The following is a 14773-nucleotide window of genomic DNA, read 5'->3' on the forward strand; positions in this document are numbered from 1 at the left end:
TACATCTAACCCTGTACGGCGTCCCGTGCTGACCCAAGCGGGAGAGAGAGCGAGCTCCCGGCCCGCAGTTCGTACAGTGGGCTACGAAGAAACGAGCGGCAGGGTCCGGCCGTCCGGTCAGGCCCTACCCCAGCATCTCGCCCAGCAGCTTCGCGACGGTCTTCGGGTCCGCCTGGCCATTCGTGGCGCGCATGACCTGGCCCGTGAAGAACCCGGTCAGGCCCTTCTTCCCTCCTCGGTACTCCGCGACCTTCCCCGGGTTCTCATCCATCACGCGCTGGATGGCGGCGCGCAGCTGCCCCTCGTCACTGACGACGCGCAGGCCCTTGCGCTCCACAATGGCCGCCGGTGCCTCACCGGACGCCTGAGCCTCAGCGAGCACCTCCCTGGCGCTGCGCAGGCTGATGCTCCCATTCGCGACGAGGGCCACCAGCGCCGAGAGCGCCTCGACGCTCACTCGGTTGGTGCCCTCACGGATGGAGGAGGCGAGATCATTCACCACCCATGGCGCGAGGCTCGAGAGCTGCTTGTCCGCCACGCTGCCCAGGTATGCGACGAGCTGCGGCTCGCGGGCCAGCATGTATGCATCGTTCTCCGAGACACCCTGCTTGTGGAGGCGTTGGAACACGGCCTCCTGCCCGCTCTCGAGCGTCGGACGTGCCATGGGCGCCGCTGCTGCCGCCTTCTCCCTCTTCTCGGGCCTGGGCTTGCCCTCCGCCTTCGGCTCCAGGGCCTCTGTCTTCTGGGCCCAGGTGTCCCTCAGCGTGATGATGCGGTTGAACACGAGTGCGTCTTCGCGGCTATCCACCGGATCCCGCCAGAAGTACCCGGCACGCTCGAACTGGTAGCGGGCGCTGGCCGGATCACGCGCGACGCTCGGCTCCACCACCCCGCGCGTCACCACCAGGCTGTTCGGGTTCACGAAGCTCATGAAGTCCGTGTTGAGCGGCTTCGAGTCGTCCTCGTGGCCGGGCTGCTCCGGATCGAACTGCTGCGCCTCGCTGTCGGGCTCCGGCACGGTGAACAGCCGGTCGAACAGGCGGAACTCGGCGCTGACGCCACGCGTGGCGCTCACCCATTGAATGACGCCGCCCGCCTTCGCGTCCTCGCCGAGCAGCGTGACGCGCAGTTCGACCGGCTCGCCGTCCGCACCCTTGATGACCTCGTCGCAGCGGATGATCCCCGCGCCGCGCAGCCGCACCGTTCCGCCCGGCGTGAGCCGCTTGAAGCCCTTGGGCGGGTCCGCGCTGAAGTCCTCCTGCTCGATGAAGAGCTCGCGAGTGAGCGGCACCTCCCGCACCGCCTGCTCGGGCGACATGCGCTCCCCGCTCGGCAGCGGCACCCGCCCGTCCGGAATGTCCATCACGATGTCCGCCGGCCAGTATGGGAGGCTCAGCATGCGCTCCCCGCCCAGGTTCTGGATCGTCACCTTCAGCGGGCGCGTCACGGCCATCACCCGGGGGGCGCGGGTGTTCAGATCATCGCGGACCGCGTTCTCGAAGAGCGCGAGATCCACGGTGCGGTTCGTGCGGCTCACGCCGATCTTCGCCGCGAAGGCCCGCACCGCCTCGGGCGTCACGCCGCGCCGGCGCATCGAGCTGATGGTCGGCATGCGCGGATCGTCCCAGCCGCGGACGCTGCCCTCCTTGACCAGGCGGCGCAGCTTGCGCTTGCTGACGACCGTGTACTCCATGCTGCGGCGGCCAAACTCGTACTGACGCGGTGGCGTCCGGCCCGTCTTCTCCACCGGGAACAGGTGGTCCATCAGCCAGTCGTAGATGGCGCGGTTATCCACGAACTCCAGGCTGCACATGCTGTGCGTGATGCCCTCGATGGCGTCACTGATTGGGTGCGCGAAGTCGTACATCGGGTAGATGCACCACGTGTCCCCGGTCCGGTAGTGGGTCGCGTGCAGGATGCGGTACAGCACCGGGTCGCGCAGCTTGAAGTTCGGGCTGGCCAGATCGATCTTCGCGCGCAGGGCGTGCTCGCCGTTCTTGAACTCTCCGGCGCGCATGCGGCGGAACAGGTCCAGGTTCTCCTCGACGCCGCGGTTGCGGTACGGGCTGGGCGTGCCCGGCTGATCCACGGTGCCGCGCAGGCGCGCCATCTCCTCGCCGCTCACGCTCTCCACGTACGCCAAGCCCCTGCGGATGAGCTCCACCGCGTACTCGTACAGTTGCTCGTAGTAGTCCGAGGCGTAGAAGAGGCGCGACGTGTCCCACCCCACCCACTGCATGTCCCGGATGATGCTGTCCGCGTACTCCTGCGTCTCCCCCTCGGGGTTGGTGTCATCCATGCGCAGGTGGCAGACGCCGCCGTAGTCCTGCGCGGTCATGAAGTCCAGGTAGCTGGCGAACGCGTGCCCCAGGTGCGCGTAGCCGTTCGGCTCTGGAGGAAAGCGCGTGACGACACGGGTGTGGCGCCCCGACCGCAGGTCCTCGTCGATCACTTCCGTGATGAAGTTCTGAGGCACCCGGCGCGCATCGGGTGCGGGAATCAGGTCTACTGGCGACTTGCTCATGAGGCCCCTTTATACCGTCCCTGTCGGCATATCGGAGCGAAAGTGAGGAACTGGAGGGGAGCCTGTTTCGGGACGGACTCAGCGAATCACGTCGCGGCGGTCAGCCCTGGCGCTCGGGCAGACCGAGCGCCTTGCGCACCTCCGCCGTGGAGCGGCCCGCCCAGTGACGGCGGTAGTTCTCCATGGTGGCGAGGCTCCGCGTCTCCATCCGGTCCAGGTAGAGCGTGCCCTCCAGGTGATCCACCTCGTGCTGGAGGATGCGCGCGTACCAGCCCCGGGCGGAGATGCTCACCGGTGAGCCCTTCTCATCCAGCGCCTCCACGCGCACGCCGCGGGCCCGGGCCACCAGCGCCGTGTAGCCGCTGACGCTCAGGCAGCCCTCGTGGAACTCCGCGGGCGTCGCATCCTCCACCACCAACCGCGGGTTGATGAGGACGTGGAAGTCCACCGGCTTGCGCTCGCGCGCGGCCAGGTCCTCCGCCGAGAGCCCGGCCTGGTACTCGGGGCGATCCTCCACCACGATGACGCGCAGCCCCACGCCCACCTGGGGCGCCGCCAGCCCCACGCCCGGGGAGTCTCGCATCGTCTCGCGCATCAGCACGATGAGCGACTTCACCTCGGGGCTGGTGATCTCCTCGGGCATCAGCTCCCTGGCCCGCTGCCGCAGCACCGGGTCTCCTGCCTGGACGATCTTGAGCACCATGCCCGGCATCTCAGCGCCTCCGCGTGTATGTGGCCGTCATCATCTCCGTCCCTGCGCCGTAGCTGACCTTGCTCGCGTGTGCAATGGCCGTCATCCGGGCGCCGCCCACGCCGCCAGCCTCACCCATCCCGAGCTGCTCAACTCCCACCTGCTCGAGTTCCTCCGCGCTCACGCGTGAGCGGAGGGAAGCACGAAGGGGAGGGGCCCACCCTTGAGTGGACGCCCTCCCCTGGCCCCAGCCCTCTGCGAGTGCGCGGGGCGTGCTCAGTAGGCCACGCCGATCTTCGCGGCCTGGACCTTCACACTCTTCATGACGTTGGCGTCGAAGCTGTCCGCCTTCTCCGCCACGTTCTTCGCGCGCCACTCGTCACGTTCCGACGCAAGCTTCGCCGCCTTCACCTCCAGCGCCTTGCGATCCTCGGCGAGCTGCTTCACCTTCGCCGCCTGCTCCTCCTTCTTCAGGCCCTGCAGCTCCGCCGGCAGCTCCGTGGCCTTCACTCCGGCCAGCGCCTCGGGCTTCTCCACCAGATCCACCGCCCCGCCCACCGCCACTGGGGCGCTGCTCGCGGCCGGAGCCGCCATGCCGCTCCCTGCGGACCGCGCCTTCTTCATGTAGCTGATGCGCTCGGCGGCGGCCTCGGGCGCCAGCGTGGCCATCTGCGTCGCCCGGCCCCGGTTCTCCGCCTGCACCGCCGCCGTGCCCGTGTAGAGCGTCTTCTTCGCGATCTCCGCGTTCACCTTCGCCAGCTCCGCGTCATACGGAGTGGCCACCGCCACCATCCCGCCCGTCTGGCCGATCGTGTCGAACGTCCCGTCCGTCAGCTTCGACGCGAACTTCCACGCCGTCGCCGTCTCCTCGTCCCCGCCGCAGCGCACCGTGTTCACCACGATGTGGTGCTCACTCGCCTGCTTCGCCCAGGTCTTGAAGTCCCACTGAGGCTCGCGTTGCGCCGGCGGCGCGTCGCCCACCAGGAAGATGACCTTCATCGTCTCGCGGTTGTCGCTCCAGGACATCTTCGACACCGCCTCGCCGAGCCCGCGGCCCACGTGCTCGGGCGTGTCCCCACCTCCATCCGCGCGGAACTGGCGCAGGTGGGTGAACACCGTGTCCAGGTCCTCACTCAAGTCGTAGCGCTTCGTCACGTACTCGTCGCCCACGTCCCGGTAGGCCACCAACCCCACCTTCAACCGCGGCGTCGGCTTACCCGTGGCGATGCGCGAGGCGATGGAGAAGATCTTCTGCTTGGCACCCTCGATCAGTCCGCTCATCGAGCCCGTGGTGTCCAGCACGAAGACCACCTCGATTTGCGGCCGGGACTCCTTCTGCGCGGCCTCCTGTGAGGGCTTCTCCTGGGCCGGCTGCTCCTGCTTGGGAGCGCTCGGGGGAGTGGGGGCCTCGGCGAAGGCCAGGGGAGCAGCGAGCGTAACGGTGGCGAGCGCAGCGGCCAGCACAGGCCGCGTGAGGAACTTCAGGGACATGGAAGGCTCCAGGGGCGGAAAAGAGAGGTGATTTCGCGCGCGTGTTCCCCTGTAACGGGCCATGCCGCGAAAAAGATCTGTCGAGGTGATTTTCCGCTCGAACCTCCGAGGGACTCAGGCACTCTGCGCGACGTGGAGACAAGGGCCTCCAGCGCGACCTTTTCTGGTAGGAGCCGCCTGGCCGACGTAGGGTGTCAGTCCCGATAGGTGCATCGATGCTTGGCAGCATCACCATCCGAGGCTTCAAATCCATTGTCGAAGCCGAGATCGAACTCGGACGCTTGAACGTCTTCATTGGAGCCAACGGCTCTGGGAAGAGCGTCGTGCTGGAAGCCATCGGCGTACTCGGAGCAGCCGCAGACGGTCGGGTAGACGATGCCTCTCTGTTGCGCCGTGGCGTCCGCCCGGGTGTCCCGGCGCTGTACAAGAACGCCTTCGCCCACCACGACATCCCACGCGTCATCACCTTCAACGCGCGCTCCAACGAGGCGGTCCCTGTTGTCTACGACGTCTCGCTCGACAATCCGATTGAGCACGGGGGCACTCCTTGGCGCTTCACCCACGAGTTGCTGGCCGTGGGCACCGGGAAGCGAACACGCAAGTACGTGTCGCGAGGTCCCGGCGGAGCCAAGCTCTGGGGGGCTCGGGGCAAGACCCAGTCTTTCAAGCCCAAGGACCCCACTCGAAGCGTCGCGGATACTCCCAACCCTCTCGGGGAGCCACCGGATGCGGTCCGCCGGTTCATGGATCGCCTCATGAACTACGCGATCTACGATCCGCAGACGCCCATCCTCCGCGGCATCGTCACCGAAGAGAATCCCCTCCACCCGCTGGGCCTGGGGGGAGGCCGCCTCACCGACGCCCTGTTCAGCCTGCTCATGGGTGAGTCCCCTGGGATCGATGCCGTGCAGGCGGCCTTCCACAACCTCATTGGATGGGCTCAGGACGTCAACCTCGGATGGACCCAGGACGTCAACCTCGGGGCAGTTCTTCCTCCTGCAACGCCGCAGCCGAAGCTTCTCGTTCACTTTGTAGACCGGTTCATGAGAAAGGGCCGCAATACTCTCTCAGCGAATGATGCGAGCGAGGGCGCGCTGTATGTGCTGTTCGCGCTCATTCTGCTCCACCATGAGCTGGCACCTCGTACCTTTGCCATAGAGAACATCGACCACGCGCTCCATCCCCGCCTCGCCAGGAAGCTCGTCGAGGTCATCTCTTCCCAGCTCAAGGAGCATGACCGGCAGGTTCTCTTGACGACGCACAACCCGCTCGTGCTGGATGCCTTGGATCTGCGTGACGATGACGTGCGCCTCTTCACTGTTGATCGCGACAAGCACGGCCCTACCGTTATCCGCCGACTTGCCTTCACAGAGGCGCTCAGGAAGGCGCAGGAGTCCGGTCTGACGCTCTCGCAGATGTGGACGCGTGGCCTCATCGGAGCGGTGCCGAACATCCTCTGAGGTCGCCATGCGCGTGGGCATCATCTGCGAGGGCTCAACGGACTTCGCCGTCATCGAGGCGCTGGCACTCGACCTGCTCCCTGCGGACGAGTGTGTCCAACTCCATCCCGACTTCGACAGGCTCCGGTCCACGGGAGACCCAGCCCATGCTCCGGGCTGGCAGGGCGTCAGAACCTTCCTGCAGACCTCGGGCCCTGCCCTGGCCCTCCCCGTCTATGACGTCATCGTGATCCAAATCGATGCCAGCATCCGCAAGCTCAAGGAGCTGCGTCTTCCCCGCACTGACGACGTCGGGCCCGTGTCGCTTGAGCCCCTCTACGAACACGTCGCGAGTTGGGCTACTGGAGGGCTCCCAGCGAGCGCTGTCATCACGCTCCCTCGCGAAGAACTCGAAGCCTGGCTCGTCGCGGCGAACACGAATGTGAAAGACGTTGAGGCGCTCGAAGATCCGGCGGGTGAGCTCGTTTCCCATGGCCTCATCGGCATCAGGAAGAACAAGCCCGACAAAGATGCCCAGATCTATCGGAAGCTGGTGGTTCCGCTCGTGAGGCTTGCCCGCGACCCGAAGAAGGTCCGGAAGGTCCCGGAACTCGAACGGTTCGTTGGCAAGCTCCGTATCCGAGCGCGAGAAGTCCGCAGCGAGAAGTGACGCGGGAGGCCCAGAGAGCCCCCCGCGCGATGAATCACGCCAGGTCGAAGAGCAGCGCTTCCACCGGCTCGTTCGCCGTGAGCACCAGGGTGCTCTCGTTCGAGACGGCGGCCCCGTCCCCAGCCTTGAGCGCCACGCCGTTCAGCGTGGCCGAGCCCCGCGCGAGCTGCACCCACGCGTGCCGTCCCGGCGTCAGCGTGTACTCGGCCTTCTCTCCCTTGCCGAGCAACGCGCTGTGCAGCGTCACATCCTGGTGCACCGTGACCGAGCCTTCACGCCCGTCCGGCGAGGCCACCACCCGGAACTGGCCCTGGCGCTCCTTCTCGGAGAACGCCTTCTGCTCGTAGCTCGGCTCCAGGCCGCGCCGCTCGGGGAGGATCCAGATCTGCAGCAGGTGCAGCTCCTGATCGAAGCGGTTCGTCTCACTGTGCAGCACTCCCGTGCCCGCACTCATCCGCTGCACCTCGCCGGGCCGGATGACATCATGGGTGCCCATGCTGTCCTTGTGCTCCACCTGCCCGCCCAGCACGTAGGTGATGATCTCCATGTCCCGGTGCGGGTGCGTGCCAAACCCCATGCGCGGCGCCACGCGGTCCTCGTTGATGACGCGCAGGCTGCGGAAGCCCATGTGGTCCAGATCGTAGTAATCCGCGAACGAGAACGAGTGGTACGTGTCGAGCCACCCGTGGTTGGCGTGGCCGCGAGCTTCAGCGGGTCGAAGGGTGATCATGGTGTACTCCTTTCTGTTACCTGACTGAGATGCCTTCACTGCTTCTGGCGTTGCGGGCCTTGGCAGGCTCAGGCATATCGCCAGGTACGAGAGCAAGCTCTCTGCCACCCCTCAACCCTTTGTAATCATTTACAAATCTGCCCGGGGACAGGGCTATACTCTCATCTTGAGAGCCAGAACTCATCCAGAATGAGAGCCCTATGCCCTCCAGGCAAGCAAGGAGGGCCCCGGGTGGAGTGCATCGAAAGTGTCCCGACCGGGTTCATCACGAACGGGGCCTGCCCTGGAGGGCCATGCCCCGCAGGGCCAGTCTCATTGCAGCATTGAACAGCAGAGCGCCATCCCAGGCGCGGGGGGATTCATGAAGACGAAGGCGTATCAACTCGTGGAGTGGCAACAACCACCGGAGCTGCGCGAGGTGGACGTTCGCGAGCCCGGTCCAGGCGAGGTGCTCCTCAAGGTCGGAGGCGCCGGGGCTTGCCACTCGGACCTGACCATCATGGGGATGCCGCCCGGCTTCATGCCCTACACGCTGCCCTTCACGCTCGGCCATGAAGCGGCGGGGTGGGTGGAAGCGGTGGGCGCCGGCGTTACGGGCTTCGAGCGAGGGCAGCCCGTGCTCGTCTATGGCCCATGGGGCTGCGGGCGGTGCAAGCCGTGCCGGCAGGGAGGAGAGAACCACTGCGAGCGAGTGATCGAGCTGCGCTCGCACGGTGGCGGGCTGGGGCGGGACGGGAGCATGGCCCACTACCTGCTCGTGCCGTCATCGCGGCTGCTGGTGCCGCTGGGCTCGCTGGATCCCCGAGACTGGGCGCCCTTGGTGGATGCGGCCCTGACGCCGTACCACGCCATCAAGCGAGCCCTGCCGCTGTTGGTGCCGGGCTCGACGGCGGTGGTCATCGGCGTGGGGGGGCTGGGACAGATGGCGGTGCAGTTGCTGCGCGCGTTGAGCCCCGCGCGGATCATCGCGGTGGATACCTCGGCGGACAAGCTGGCACGAGCGAAGGAGCTCGGCGCGGATGACGTCGTGCGCACCGATGAGCGAGCGGCGGAGCACATCCGCCAGCTGACGCACGGTCTGGGCGCGGAGCTGGTGCTGGACATTGTAGGGGTGGACTCGACGCTGAAGCTGGCGGCGGGGGTGGCCCGGGCGCGCGGACAGCTCACGCTGATTGGGCTTGGAGGCGGCGTGCTGCCCTTCCACTTCTTTGGCGTCCCCACGGAGTGCCAGGTGGTGGCCCCGTACTGGGGGACGATCCCCGAGCTGATGGAGGTGCTGGAGCTGGCCCAGGCGGGGCGCCTTCGTATGACGGTAGAGCGCTTCCCTCTGGAGCAGGTGGACGAGGCCTACAGGCGCATGCGCGAGGGGACGCTGAAAGGGCGAGCCATCATCACGCCTCACGGGTGAGCGGGGCCGAGGGGCCAGGAGCAAGCCCAATTGCTTCTGGCATATCCTCCACGCGCCCAGGAGACAGACTCCCGGGCACTTGGCCCCTTGGAGTTCCCGCACATGAGTACCCCCAGCAACGCCTCCCTGTACGATCGACTGGGTGGCGTCTACGCCATTGCCGCCGTGGTGGACACGTTCATCGAACGCATCATGGTGGACCCTGTCCTGAACGCGAACCCGCTGGTGGACGAGGCGCACCACCGCGTGCCGAAGGCGGGTTTCAAGTACCTGGTCACGGAGATGGTGTGCATGGCCACGGGCGGTCCGCAGCGGTACACGGGCAAGGGGATGAAGGAGTCGCACCAGCACCTGAAAATCACCCCAGCCGAGTGGGACGTATTCGCCGGTCACTTCAAGGCGGTGCTGGACCAGTACAAGGTGCCCGCGGCCGAGCAGAAGGAGCTGTTCGAGATCGTCGGCACTACGCGAGGGGACATCGTGGTGGAGAGAGCCCCCGCCTCCCGCAAGGCCAGCTGAGTGGGTGAAATGAAAACGGCAGGGAGGGCGCCTGAGCTGAACACCCTCCCCGCCGGGAGCCGTGCCATCGTGGGCCTCGCCCCTGCCCTACGGACTGTCTCACCGGTGCGCAGCGCCTCCTCAAAGGCTAGGGTGGAGCCCGCCATGAGCATCTCCCCCACCCGCCGACAGGCCGCACTGGCAGCCCTGGCGCTCGACGACGAGGCGCTGCTGAAGGCCTGCGAAGTGGAGTACTTCATCGCCTCCGGCCCGGGCGGCCAGCACCGCAACAAGACCGAGAGCGGCGTGCGCCTCACCCACCCGCCCACCGAGCTGTCCGTCTCCGCCACCGAGCGCCGCAGCCAGATTCAGAACAAGGGCGTGGCCCTGGAGCGGCTGCGCGAGGGCCTCAAGGCCCTCACCTTCGTGCCCAAGGTGCGCCGCGCCACCAAGCCCTCGAAGGGCTCGCAGAAGCGGCGCCTGGAGGGCAAGAAGCGCACCGGTGAGAAGAAGGCCCTGCGCGGCAAGAAGGACCTCTGGTGAGCCGCCGCCCGGCGAGGGATGTTCTCCGCCCGGAGGTTTCCCCCATGCCTACCCTGGAAGACGCCATCGCCCTCGCCGTGGAGGCCCACCGGGGCCAACGCGACAAGGCCGGGCAGACCTACATCCTCCACCCCCTGCGCGTCATGATGCGCCTGGACACGGACGCCGAGCGGATGGCCGCCATCCTCCATGACGTGGTGGAGGACACGCCCTACACCCTCGAGCGCCTGCGCGAGCTGGGCTACCCGGAGGAGGTGCTCGGCGCCCTGGACTGCCTGACCAAGCGCGACGGCGAGACGTACGAGGCCTTCATCGAGCGCGTCCGCCCCCACCCTCTGGCACGGCGCGTAAAGCTGGCGGACCTGGAGGACAACATGGACATCCGCCGGCTGCCCACGGTGGGACCCAAGGAGGCCGAGCGCCTGGCCCGCTACCGCGCCGCCTGGACCCGGCTCAAGCAGGCCTGAGCGCCCAAAGCGCCCCCGCAGCCCCTTCCCAGGCCTCGGGCCTCAACACCGCTCTTGTCCTTCGGCCCGAGCACGGCTAACTCGCTGGCCCGACTTGGAGCAAGGGAGAGCGCCATGCAGGTCGTCAGTGTGAAGAAGGCCCTCGCGGGCTCGGTGCCCGCGGGCTCGAAGGTGGAGATCCGCGGCTGGGTGCGCACGCGCCGCGACTCGAAGGCCGGCATCAGCTTCGTCAACGTCAGCGATGGCTCGGTCTTCGATCCCATTCAGGTGGTCGCGCCCAACTCGCTGCCCAACTACGAGAAGGAGATCCTCCACCTCACCGCCGGAGCCTCCGTCATCGCCCGCGGCACGCTCGTGCAGTCCCAGGGCAAGGGCCAGGCCTTTGAGATCCAGGCGGACGAGGTGCAGGTGCTCGGGCTGGTAGATGATCCTGAGACGTACCCCATCCAACCCAAGCAGCACACGCTGGAGTTCCTCCGCGAGGTGGCCCACCTGCGCGTGCGCACCAACACCTTCGGTGCCATCACCCGTGTGCGGCACTCGGCGATGCAGGCCATCCACCGCTTCTTCCACGAGGAGGGCTTCTTCTGGGTGAACACCCCCATCATCACCGCCAGCGACGCCGAGGGCGCCGGGCAGATGTTCCGCGTCTCCACGCTGGACGTCGTCAACCCGCCGCGCACCCAGGAGGGGAAGATCGACTGGCACCAGGACTTCTTCGGCAAGGAGGCCTACCTCACCGTCTCCGGCCAGCTCAACGTGGAGGCCTACTGCCTGGCCATGTCCAAGGTGTACACGTTCGGGCCCACCTTCCGAGCGGAGAACTCGAACACCACGCGCCACCTGGCCGAGTTCTGGATGATCGAGCCGGAGATCGCCTTCGCCAACCTCAACGACGACGCGGACCTGGCCGAGCGCTTCCTCAAGTCTGTCTTCAAGGCCGTGCTCAACGAGTGCGGCCCGGACATGAAGTTCTTCGAGGAGCGCGTGCAGAAGGGCGTCACCGAGCGCCTGGAGAAGTTCATCAACTCCAGCTTCGAGCGCATCGACTACACGAAGGCCATCGAAATCCTCAAGGGCGCCAAGAACAAGAAGTGGGACTACGCGCCCGAGTGGGGCAATGACTTGCAGACCGAGCACGAGCGCTACCTCACCGAGGAGCACGTGGGCCGGCCCGTGGTGGTGATGAACTACCCGGAGAAGATCAAGGCCTTCTACATGCGCATCAACGAGGACGGCAAAACCGTGGCGGCCATGGACGTGCTGGCCCCGGGCATTGGTGAAATCATCGGCGGCAGCCAGCGCGAGGAGCGCCTGGACGTGCTGGACAAGCGCATGGCGCAGTTCGGCCTCAAGCCCGAGCACTACCAGTGGTACCGCGATTTGCGCCGCTACGGCACGGTGCCGCACGCGGGCTTCGGGCTCGGGTTCGAGCGGCTCATCGTCTACATCTGCGGGCTGCAGAACATCCGCGACGCAATCCCCTACCCGCGCGTCCCGGGCTGGGCGCAGTTCTGAGTCCCCCTGCGGATGGCGGGGTGTAGTATCCCCCACGCTGGAGCTGGAATTCCGCTCCGAGCGCGTGGGGGGAGATGTGGCTCGCGACCATCGGCTTGTCTTCGAATTGCAGGCAGGCCCCTTCGCGGTGGCAGACCTCGTGGCCACCCGGCTGGCTGGCGACGAGGCGCTCTCCGAGCTCTTCGATTTCCAGATCGACTTCTTCCCTCGCTCCCAGGAGCCGCTGGACACCCGAGAGCTGCTCGGCACACAGGCGGCGTTCTCGGTGCGAACCCCGGAGGGCGCCGAGCGCTTCGTCCATGGGTGGGTGGAGGAGGTGGCGGATCTCGGCGCGAGGCATGGCCGGCCCGAGTACCGCGCCCGGCTCACCCCCAACCTGAGGCAACTCCACCACATCCGCCGCAGCCGCATCTTCCAGAGCCTCTCCGTTCCGGACATCGTCGCGAAGGTGCTGAAGGCGGGGCACGTGGATCACCGCCTGGCGCTCTCGGGCAGCTACCCCCAGCGTGAGTACTGCGTACAGTACCGCGAGTCGGATCTCGACTTCGTTCGCCGGCTGCTCGAGTCCGAGGGCATCTTCTTCTTCTTCGAGCACGGGCCCGACTCGCACGTGATGGTGCTGGGAGACTCGGCCAGCGCGCACGAGCCGCTCACCGGTGAGTCCACCCTGCTCTTCCGCGCGGAGACGGGCCAGGCGCCCACCGTGGGCGAGCACATCACCCGGGTGGCACGCACGCACCGGCTGCTGCCAGGGAAGGTGGCGCTCCGGGACTTCGACTTCGAGCGCCCCACGATGGACCTCACCACCCAGGCCACCGAGAGCCAGGGGGTCCAGTCGTTGGAGATCTACGACTATCCCGGCGACTACGCGCAGCCCGGCGAGGGCAAGCGGCTGAGCAAGGTACGCCTGGAGGAGCTGCGCTTCGGTGTGCGGACGTTGGCCTGCGCGGGGACGTGCCACCGGCTGCTGCCGGGCGCCACCTTCTCGCTGGCGGAGCACCCCACCGCGGAGCTCAACGGTGAGCTTCTGGTGATTCGCGTGCGCCACCAGGGTCAGCGCCAGGAGATCCTTGGAGACGTGGAGGCAGTCGAAGGCTCCTACCACAATGAGTTCGAGACGCTGCCAGCGGGTGCTCCCTACCGGCCCCGCCGCGACACGCCTCGGCCCGTCATTGCTGGCATCCAGACGGCCACGGTGGTGGGACCCGCGGGCGAGGAGCTGCAGCCGGACTCGCACCACCGCATCAAGGTCCAATTCCACTGGGACCGCGAAGGGCAGCGCAACGAGCACAGCTCATGCTGGGTGCGCGTGGGGCAGTCCTGGGCAGGCGAGGGCTGGGGAGCGAGCTTCATTCCGCGCGTAGGACAGGAGGTCATCGTCCGCTTCCTGGAGGGCAACCCGGACCGGCCGCTGGTGGTGGGCGCCGTCTACAACGGGAGCAACCCGCCGCCGGTGCCCCTGCCGGGCGAGAAGACGAAGAGTACCCAGCGCACGGACTCCACCCCGGGAGGCGGAGGCTTCAACGAGGTGAGCATCGAGGACGCCGCGGGCCAGGAGGAGGTCTACCTCCACGCCCAGAAGGACAAGAACCTCGAGACGCTCAACGACAAGACCCAGATCATCCGTGGGAACGAGACCCTCCTGGTGGAGAAGGACCGCTCCCGGCAGGTGAACGGCAACCAGGTGCTCGCGGTAAAGCTGGAGGACGAGTCCACCATCGAGGGCAGCCAGTCCCTGACGGTGACGGGCAACCGCGACACGCGCGTCAAGGAGAGCCACTCCGAGGAGGTGGAGGGCCACCAGAACATCACCGTGGCCATGGCCCACACCCTGAATGTGAAGGAGGCCGTCGCGGTCAACGTGGGCGCGGCGGCGGCGCTCACCATTGGAGCCGCCTACTCGGTGAACGTGGCCCTGGCCTTCAACAAGGCGGTGGGCGGCGCCCGGCTGGAGCAGATCGCCGGCCTGAAGAGCGAGGACGTGGGGGCCGAGCGCACGGAGACCATTGGCGGCAACCGCAGCAGCGACGTGCTCGGCGAGGTGGAGGAGGTGGTGAAGGGCAAGCTGCTCCAGGAGGCCGGCCAGGACCGCAAGGACGAGTCCGGCCGCCACACCTTCACTGAGGTGACGCAGGAGACGGCCTTTGGCGCGAAGGACATGAAGTTCAAGGCGGACGAGGCCGCCGTCGTCGTGGGCGGCGAGCTGGCGCTGCTCATCGACAAGTCCGGGACGGTGAAGCTCTGGGCCAAGGAGCTCACCGTCGACGGCTCGCAGATCAAGCTCAAGGGCAGCTCCATCGACAAGAAGTCCGGCGGCAGTGGCCAGAGCAAGTCCTTCCAGGAGGTGCTGGATCCCTCCGTGGCGGAGGAGAAAAAAACCTATACCCCCGCGAAAAAGGGTCCGCTCTCGCCTGCGGACGCCGAGGCCTTCAAAGACGGCCACTACACGGAGAAGGTGCTCCTCAAGGACGTGCAGGTAGAGCGCCTCCACGGTGGAGGCGCCTTCCCCCAGGGCCGCTGGGTCACCGGCGGCTCACGGCCGCTCGGGCTCGAAGGGAAGATCCGCATGGCGCTGCGCCCGGAGTGGGGAAACGCCGCTTCCCAGTCCAGCACCCTCACCCTCAAGGCTGGAACCAAGGTCTACGAGGGCATCGTCGCGGGCCAGGGCACGGGCTACGCCGGAGGCGCGACGCAGATCCTCATCGACGTGCCCGAGGCCATTCTCGAAAAAGGAGGCGCCGCGACGGGCGCTTACCTCAAGACCATGGTGTTTCTCTAGATAAGGCGGACAGTC

At 67.1% G+C, this 14773-nt stretch carries 13 protein-coding genes; 8 read left to right on the forward strand and 5 right to left on the reverse strand.

All coding sequences use genetic code 11. The annotated features are described in order from the left end of the window. Nucleotides 1-124 precede the first annotated feature (124 nt). The 4 genes from ACJ8AT_RS08965 to ACJ8AT_RS08980 form a co-directional block, all read right to left on the reverse strand. Nucleotides 125-2524, reverse strand: a complete 2400-nt coding sequence (locus ACJ8AT_RS08965) for a glutamine--tRNA ligase/YqeY domain fusion protein (protein ID WP_407737228.1) — start codon at nt 2522-2524, stop codon at nt 125-127. Nucleotides 2525-2624: 100 nt separating this feature from the next. Beyond that, nucleotides 2625-3227 (reverse strand): peptide deformylase, encoded by a 603-nt coding sequence (gene def / locus ACJ8AT_RS08970; protein WP_407737279.1) that lies wholly within the window; start codon nt 3225-3227, stop codon nt 2625-2627. Nucleotides 3228-3237: 10 nt separating this feature from the next. After that, nucleotides 3238-3399 (reverse strand): hypothetical protein, encoded by a 162-nt coding sequence (locus ACJ8AT_RS08975; RefSeq protein WP_407737229.1) that lies wholly within the window; start codon nt 3397-3399, stop codon nt 3238-3240. A 92-nt stretch (nt 3400-3491) separates the two neighbouring features. Further along, nucleotides 3492-4706 (reverse strand): VWA domain-containing protein, encoded by a 1215-nt coding sequence (locus ACJ8AT_RS08980; protein WP_407737230.1) that lies wholly within the window; start codon nt 4704-4706, stop codon nt 3492-3494. Nucleotides 4707-4921: 215 nt separating this feature from the next. Here ACJ8AT_RS08980 and ACJ8AT_RS08985 point away from each other — a divergent pair, with 215 nt between their 5' ends. Both ACJ8AT_RS08985 and ACJ8AT_RS08990 read left to right on the forward strand, forming a co-directional pair. Beyond that, on the forward strand, nt 4922-6166 hold the full coding sequence (locus ACJ8AT_RS08985) for an AAA family ATPase (protein WP_407737231.1): 1245 nt from the start codon (nt 4922-4924) through the stop codon (nt 6164-6166). 7 nt (nt 6167-6173) lie between these two features. Beyond that, nucleotides 6174-6815, forward strand: coding sequence for a hypothetical protein (locus ACJ8AT_RS08990; protein ID WP_407737232.1), 642 nt, complete (start codon nt 6174-6176; stop codon nt 6813-6815). 34 nt (nt 6816-6849) lie between these two features. Here the strand turns inward: ACJ8AT_RS08990 and ACJ8AT_RS08995 are convergent, their stop codons facing one another. Beyond that, on the reverse strand, nt 6850-7545 hold the full coding sequence (locus ACJ8AT_RS08995; RefSeq protein WP_407737233.1) for a pirin family protein: 696 nt from the start codon (nt 7543-7545) through the stop codon (nt 6850-6852). A gap of 361 nt (nt 7546-7906) precedes the next feature. Here ACJ8AT_RS08995 and ACJ8AT_RS09000 point away from each other — a divergent pair, with 361 nt between their 5' ends. The 6 genes from ACJ8AT_RS09000 to ACJ8AT_RS09025 all read left to right on the forward strand — a co-directional run bounded on the left by ACJ8AT_RS09000 (nt 7907) and on the right by ACJ8AT_RS09025 (nt 14758). Beyond that, nucleotides 7907-8953 carry an NAD(P)-dependent alcohol dehydrogenase gene (locus ACJ8AT_RS09000; protein WP_407737234.1) on the forward strand — a complete coding sequence of 349 codons (1047 nt, stop codon included), beginning with the start codon at nt 7907-7909 and terminating at the stop codon, nt 8951-8953. Between the two features lie 102 nt (nt 8954-9055). Further along, nucleotides 9056-9472, forward strand: a complete 417-nt coding sequence (locus ACJ8AT_RS09005) for a group I truncated hemoglobin (protein WP_407737235.1) — start codon at nt 9056-9058, stop codon at nt 9470-9472. A 144-nt stretch (nt 9473-9616) separates the two neighbouring features. Then, nucleotides 9617-9994, forward strand: a complete 378-nt coding sequence (locus ACJ8AT_RS09010) for a peptide chain release factor-like protein (RefSeq protein ID WP_407737236.1) — start codon at nt 9617-9619, stop codon at nt 9992-9994. A gap of 44 nt (nt 9995-10038) precedes the next feature. Further along, entirely contained in the window at nt 10039-10461 is a 423-nt protein-coding gene (locus tag ACJ8AT_RS09015) for a GTP pyrophosphokinase (RefSeq protein ID WP_407737237.1), read from the forward strand. A gap of 114 nt (nt 10462-10575) precedes the next feature. Further along, nucleotides 10576-11979, forward strand: coding sequence for an asparagine--tRNA ligase (gene asnS, locus ACJ8AT_RS09020; RefSeq protein ID WP_407737238.1), 1404 nt, complete (start codon nt 10576-10578; stop codon nt 11977-11979). A gap of 76 nt (nt 11980-12055) precedes the next feature. Beyond that, nucleotides 12056-14758 carry a type VI secretion system Vgr family protein gene (locus ACJ8AT_RS09025; RefSeq protein WP_407737239.1) on the forward strand — a complete coding sequence of 901 codons (2703 nt, stop codon included), beginning with the start codon at nt 12056-12058 and terminating at the stop codon, nt 14756-14758. The last annotated feature ends 15 nt before the right edge of the window (nt 14759-14773 follow it).

Source organism: Hyalangium sp. (assembly GCF_045802625.1).
Classification (GTDB): Bacteria; Myxococcota; Myxococcia; order Myxococcales; family Myxococcaceae; genus Hyalangium.

Coding starts and splice junctions, on each gene's coding strand:
- ACJ8AT_RS08965 (WP_407737228.1), bottom strand. CDS start 2,524: ATGAGCAAGTCGCCAGTAGACCTGATTCCCGCACCCGATGCGCGCCGG.
- def (WP_407737279.1), bottom strand. CDS start 3,227: ATGGTGCTCAAGATCGTCCAGGCAGGAGACCCGGTGCTGCGGCAGCGG.
- ACJ8AT_RS08980 (WP_407737230.1), bottom strand. CDS start 4,706: ATGTCCCTGAAGTTCCTCACGCGGCCTGTGCTGGCCGCTGCGCTCGCC.
- ACJ8AT_RS08985 (WP_407737231.1), top strand. CDS start 4,922: ATGCTTGGCAGCATCACCATCCGAGGCTTCAAATCCATTGTCGAAGCC.
- ACJ8AT_RS08990 (WP_407737232.1), top strand. CDS start 6,174: ATGCGCGTGGGCATCATCTGCGAGGGCTCAACGGACTTCGCCGTCATC.
- ACJ8AT_RS08995 (WP_407737233.1), bottom strand. CDS start 7,545: ATGATCACCCTTCGACCCGCTGAAGCTCGCGGCCACGCCAACCACGGG.
- ACJ8AT_RS09000 (WP_407737234.1), top strand. CDS start 7,907: ATGAAGACGAAGGCGTATCAACTCGTGGAGTGGCAACAACCACCGGAG.
- ACJ8AT_RS09005 (WP_407737235.1), top strand. CDS start 9,056: ATGAGTACCCCCAGCAACGCCTCCCTGTACGATCGACTGGGTGGCGTC.
- ACJ8AT_RS09010 (WP_407737236.1), top strand. CDS start 9,617: ATGAGCATCTCCCCCACCCGCCGACAGGCCGCACTGGCAGCCCTGGCG.
- ACJ8AT_RS09015 (WP_407737237.1), top strand. CDS start 10,039: ATGCCTACCCTGGAAGACGCCATCGCCCTCGCCGTGGAGGCCCACCGG.
- asnS (WP_407737238.1), top strand. CDS start 10,576: ATGCAGGTCGTCAGTGTGAAGAAGGCCCTCGCGGGCTCGGTGCCCGCG.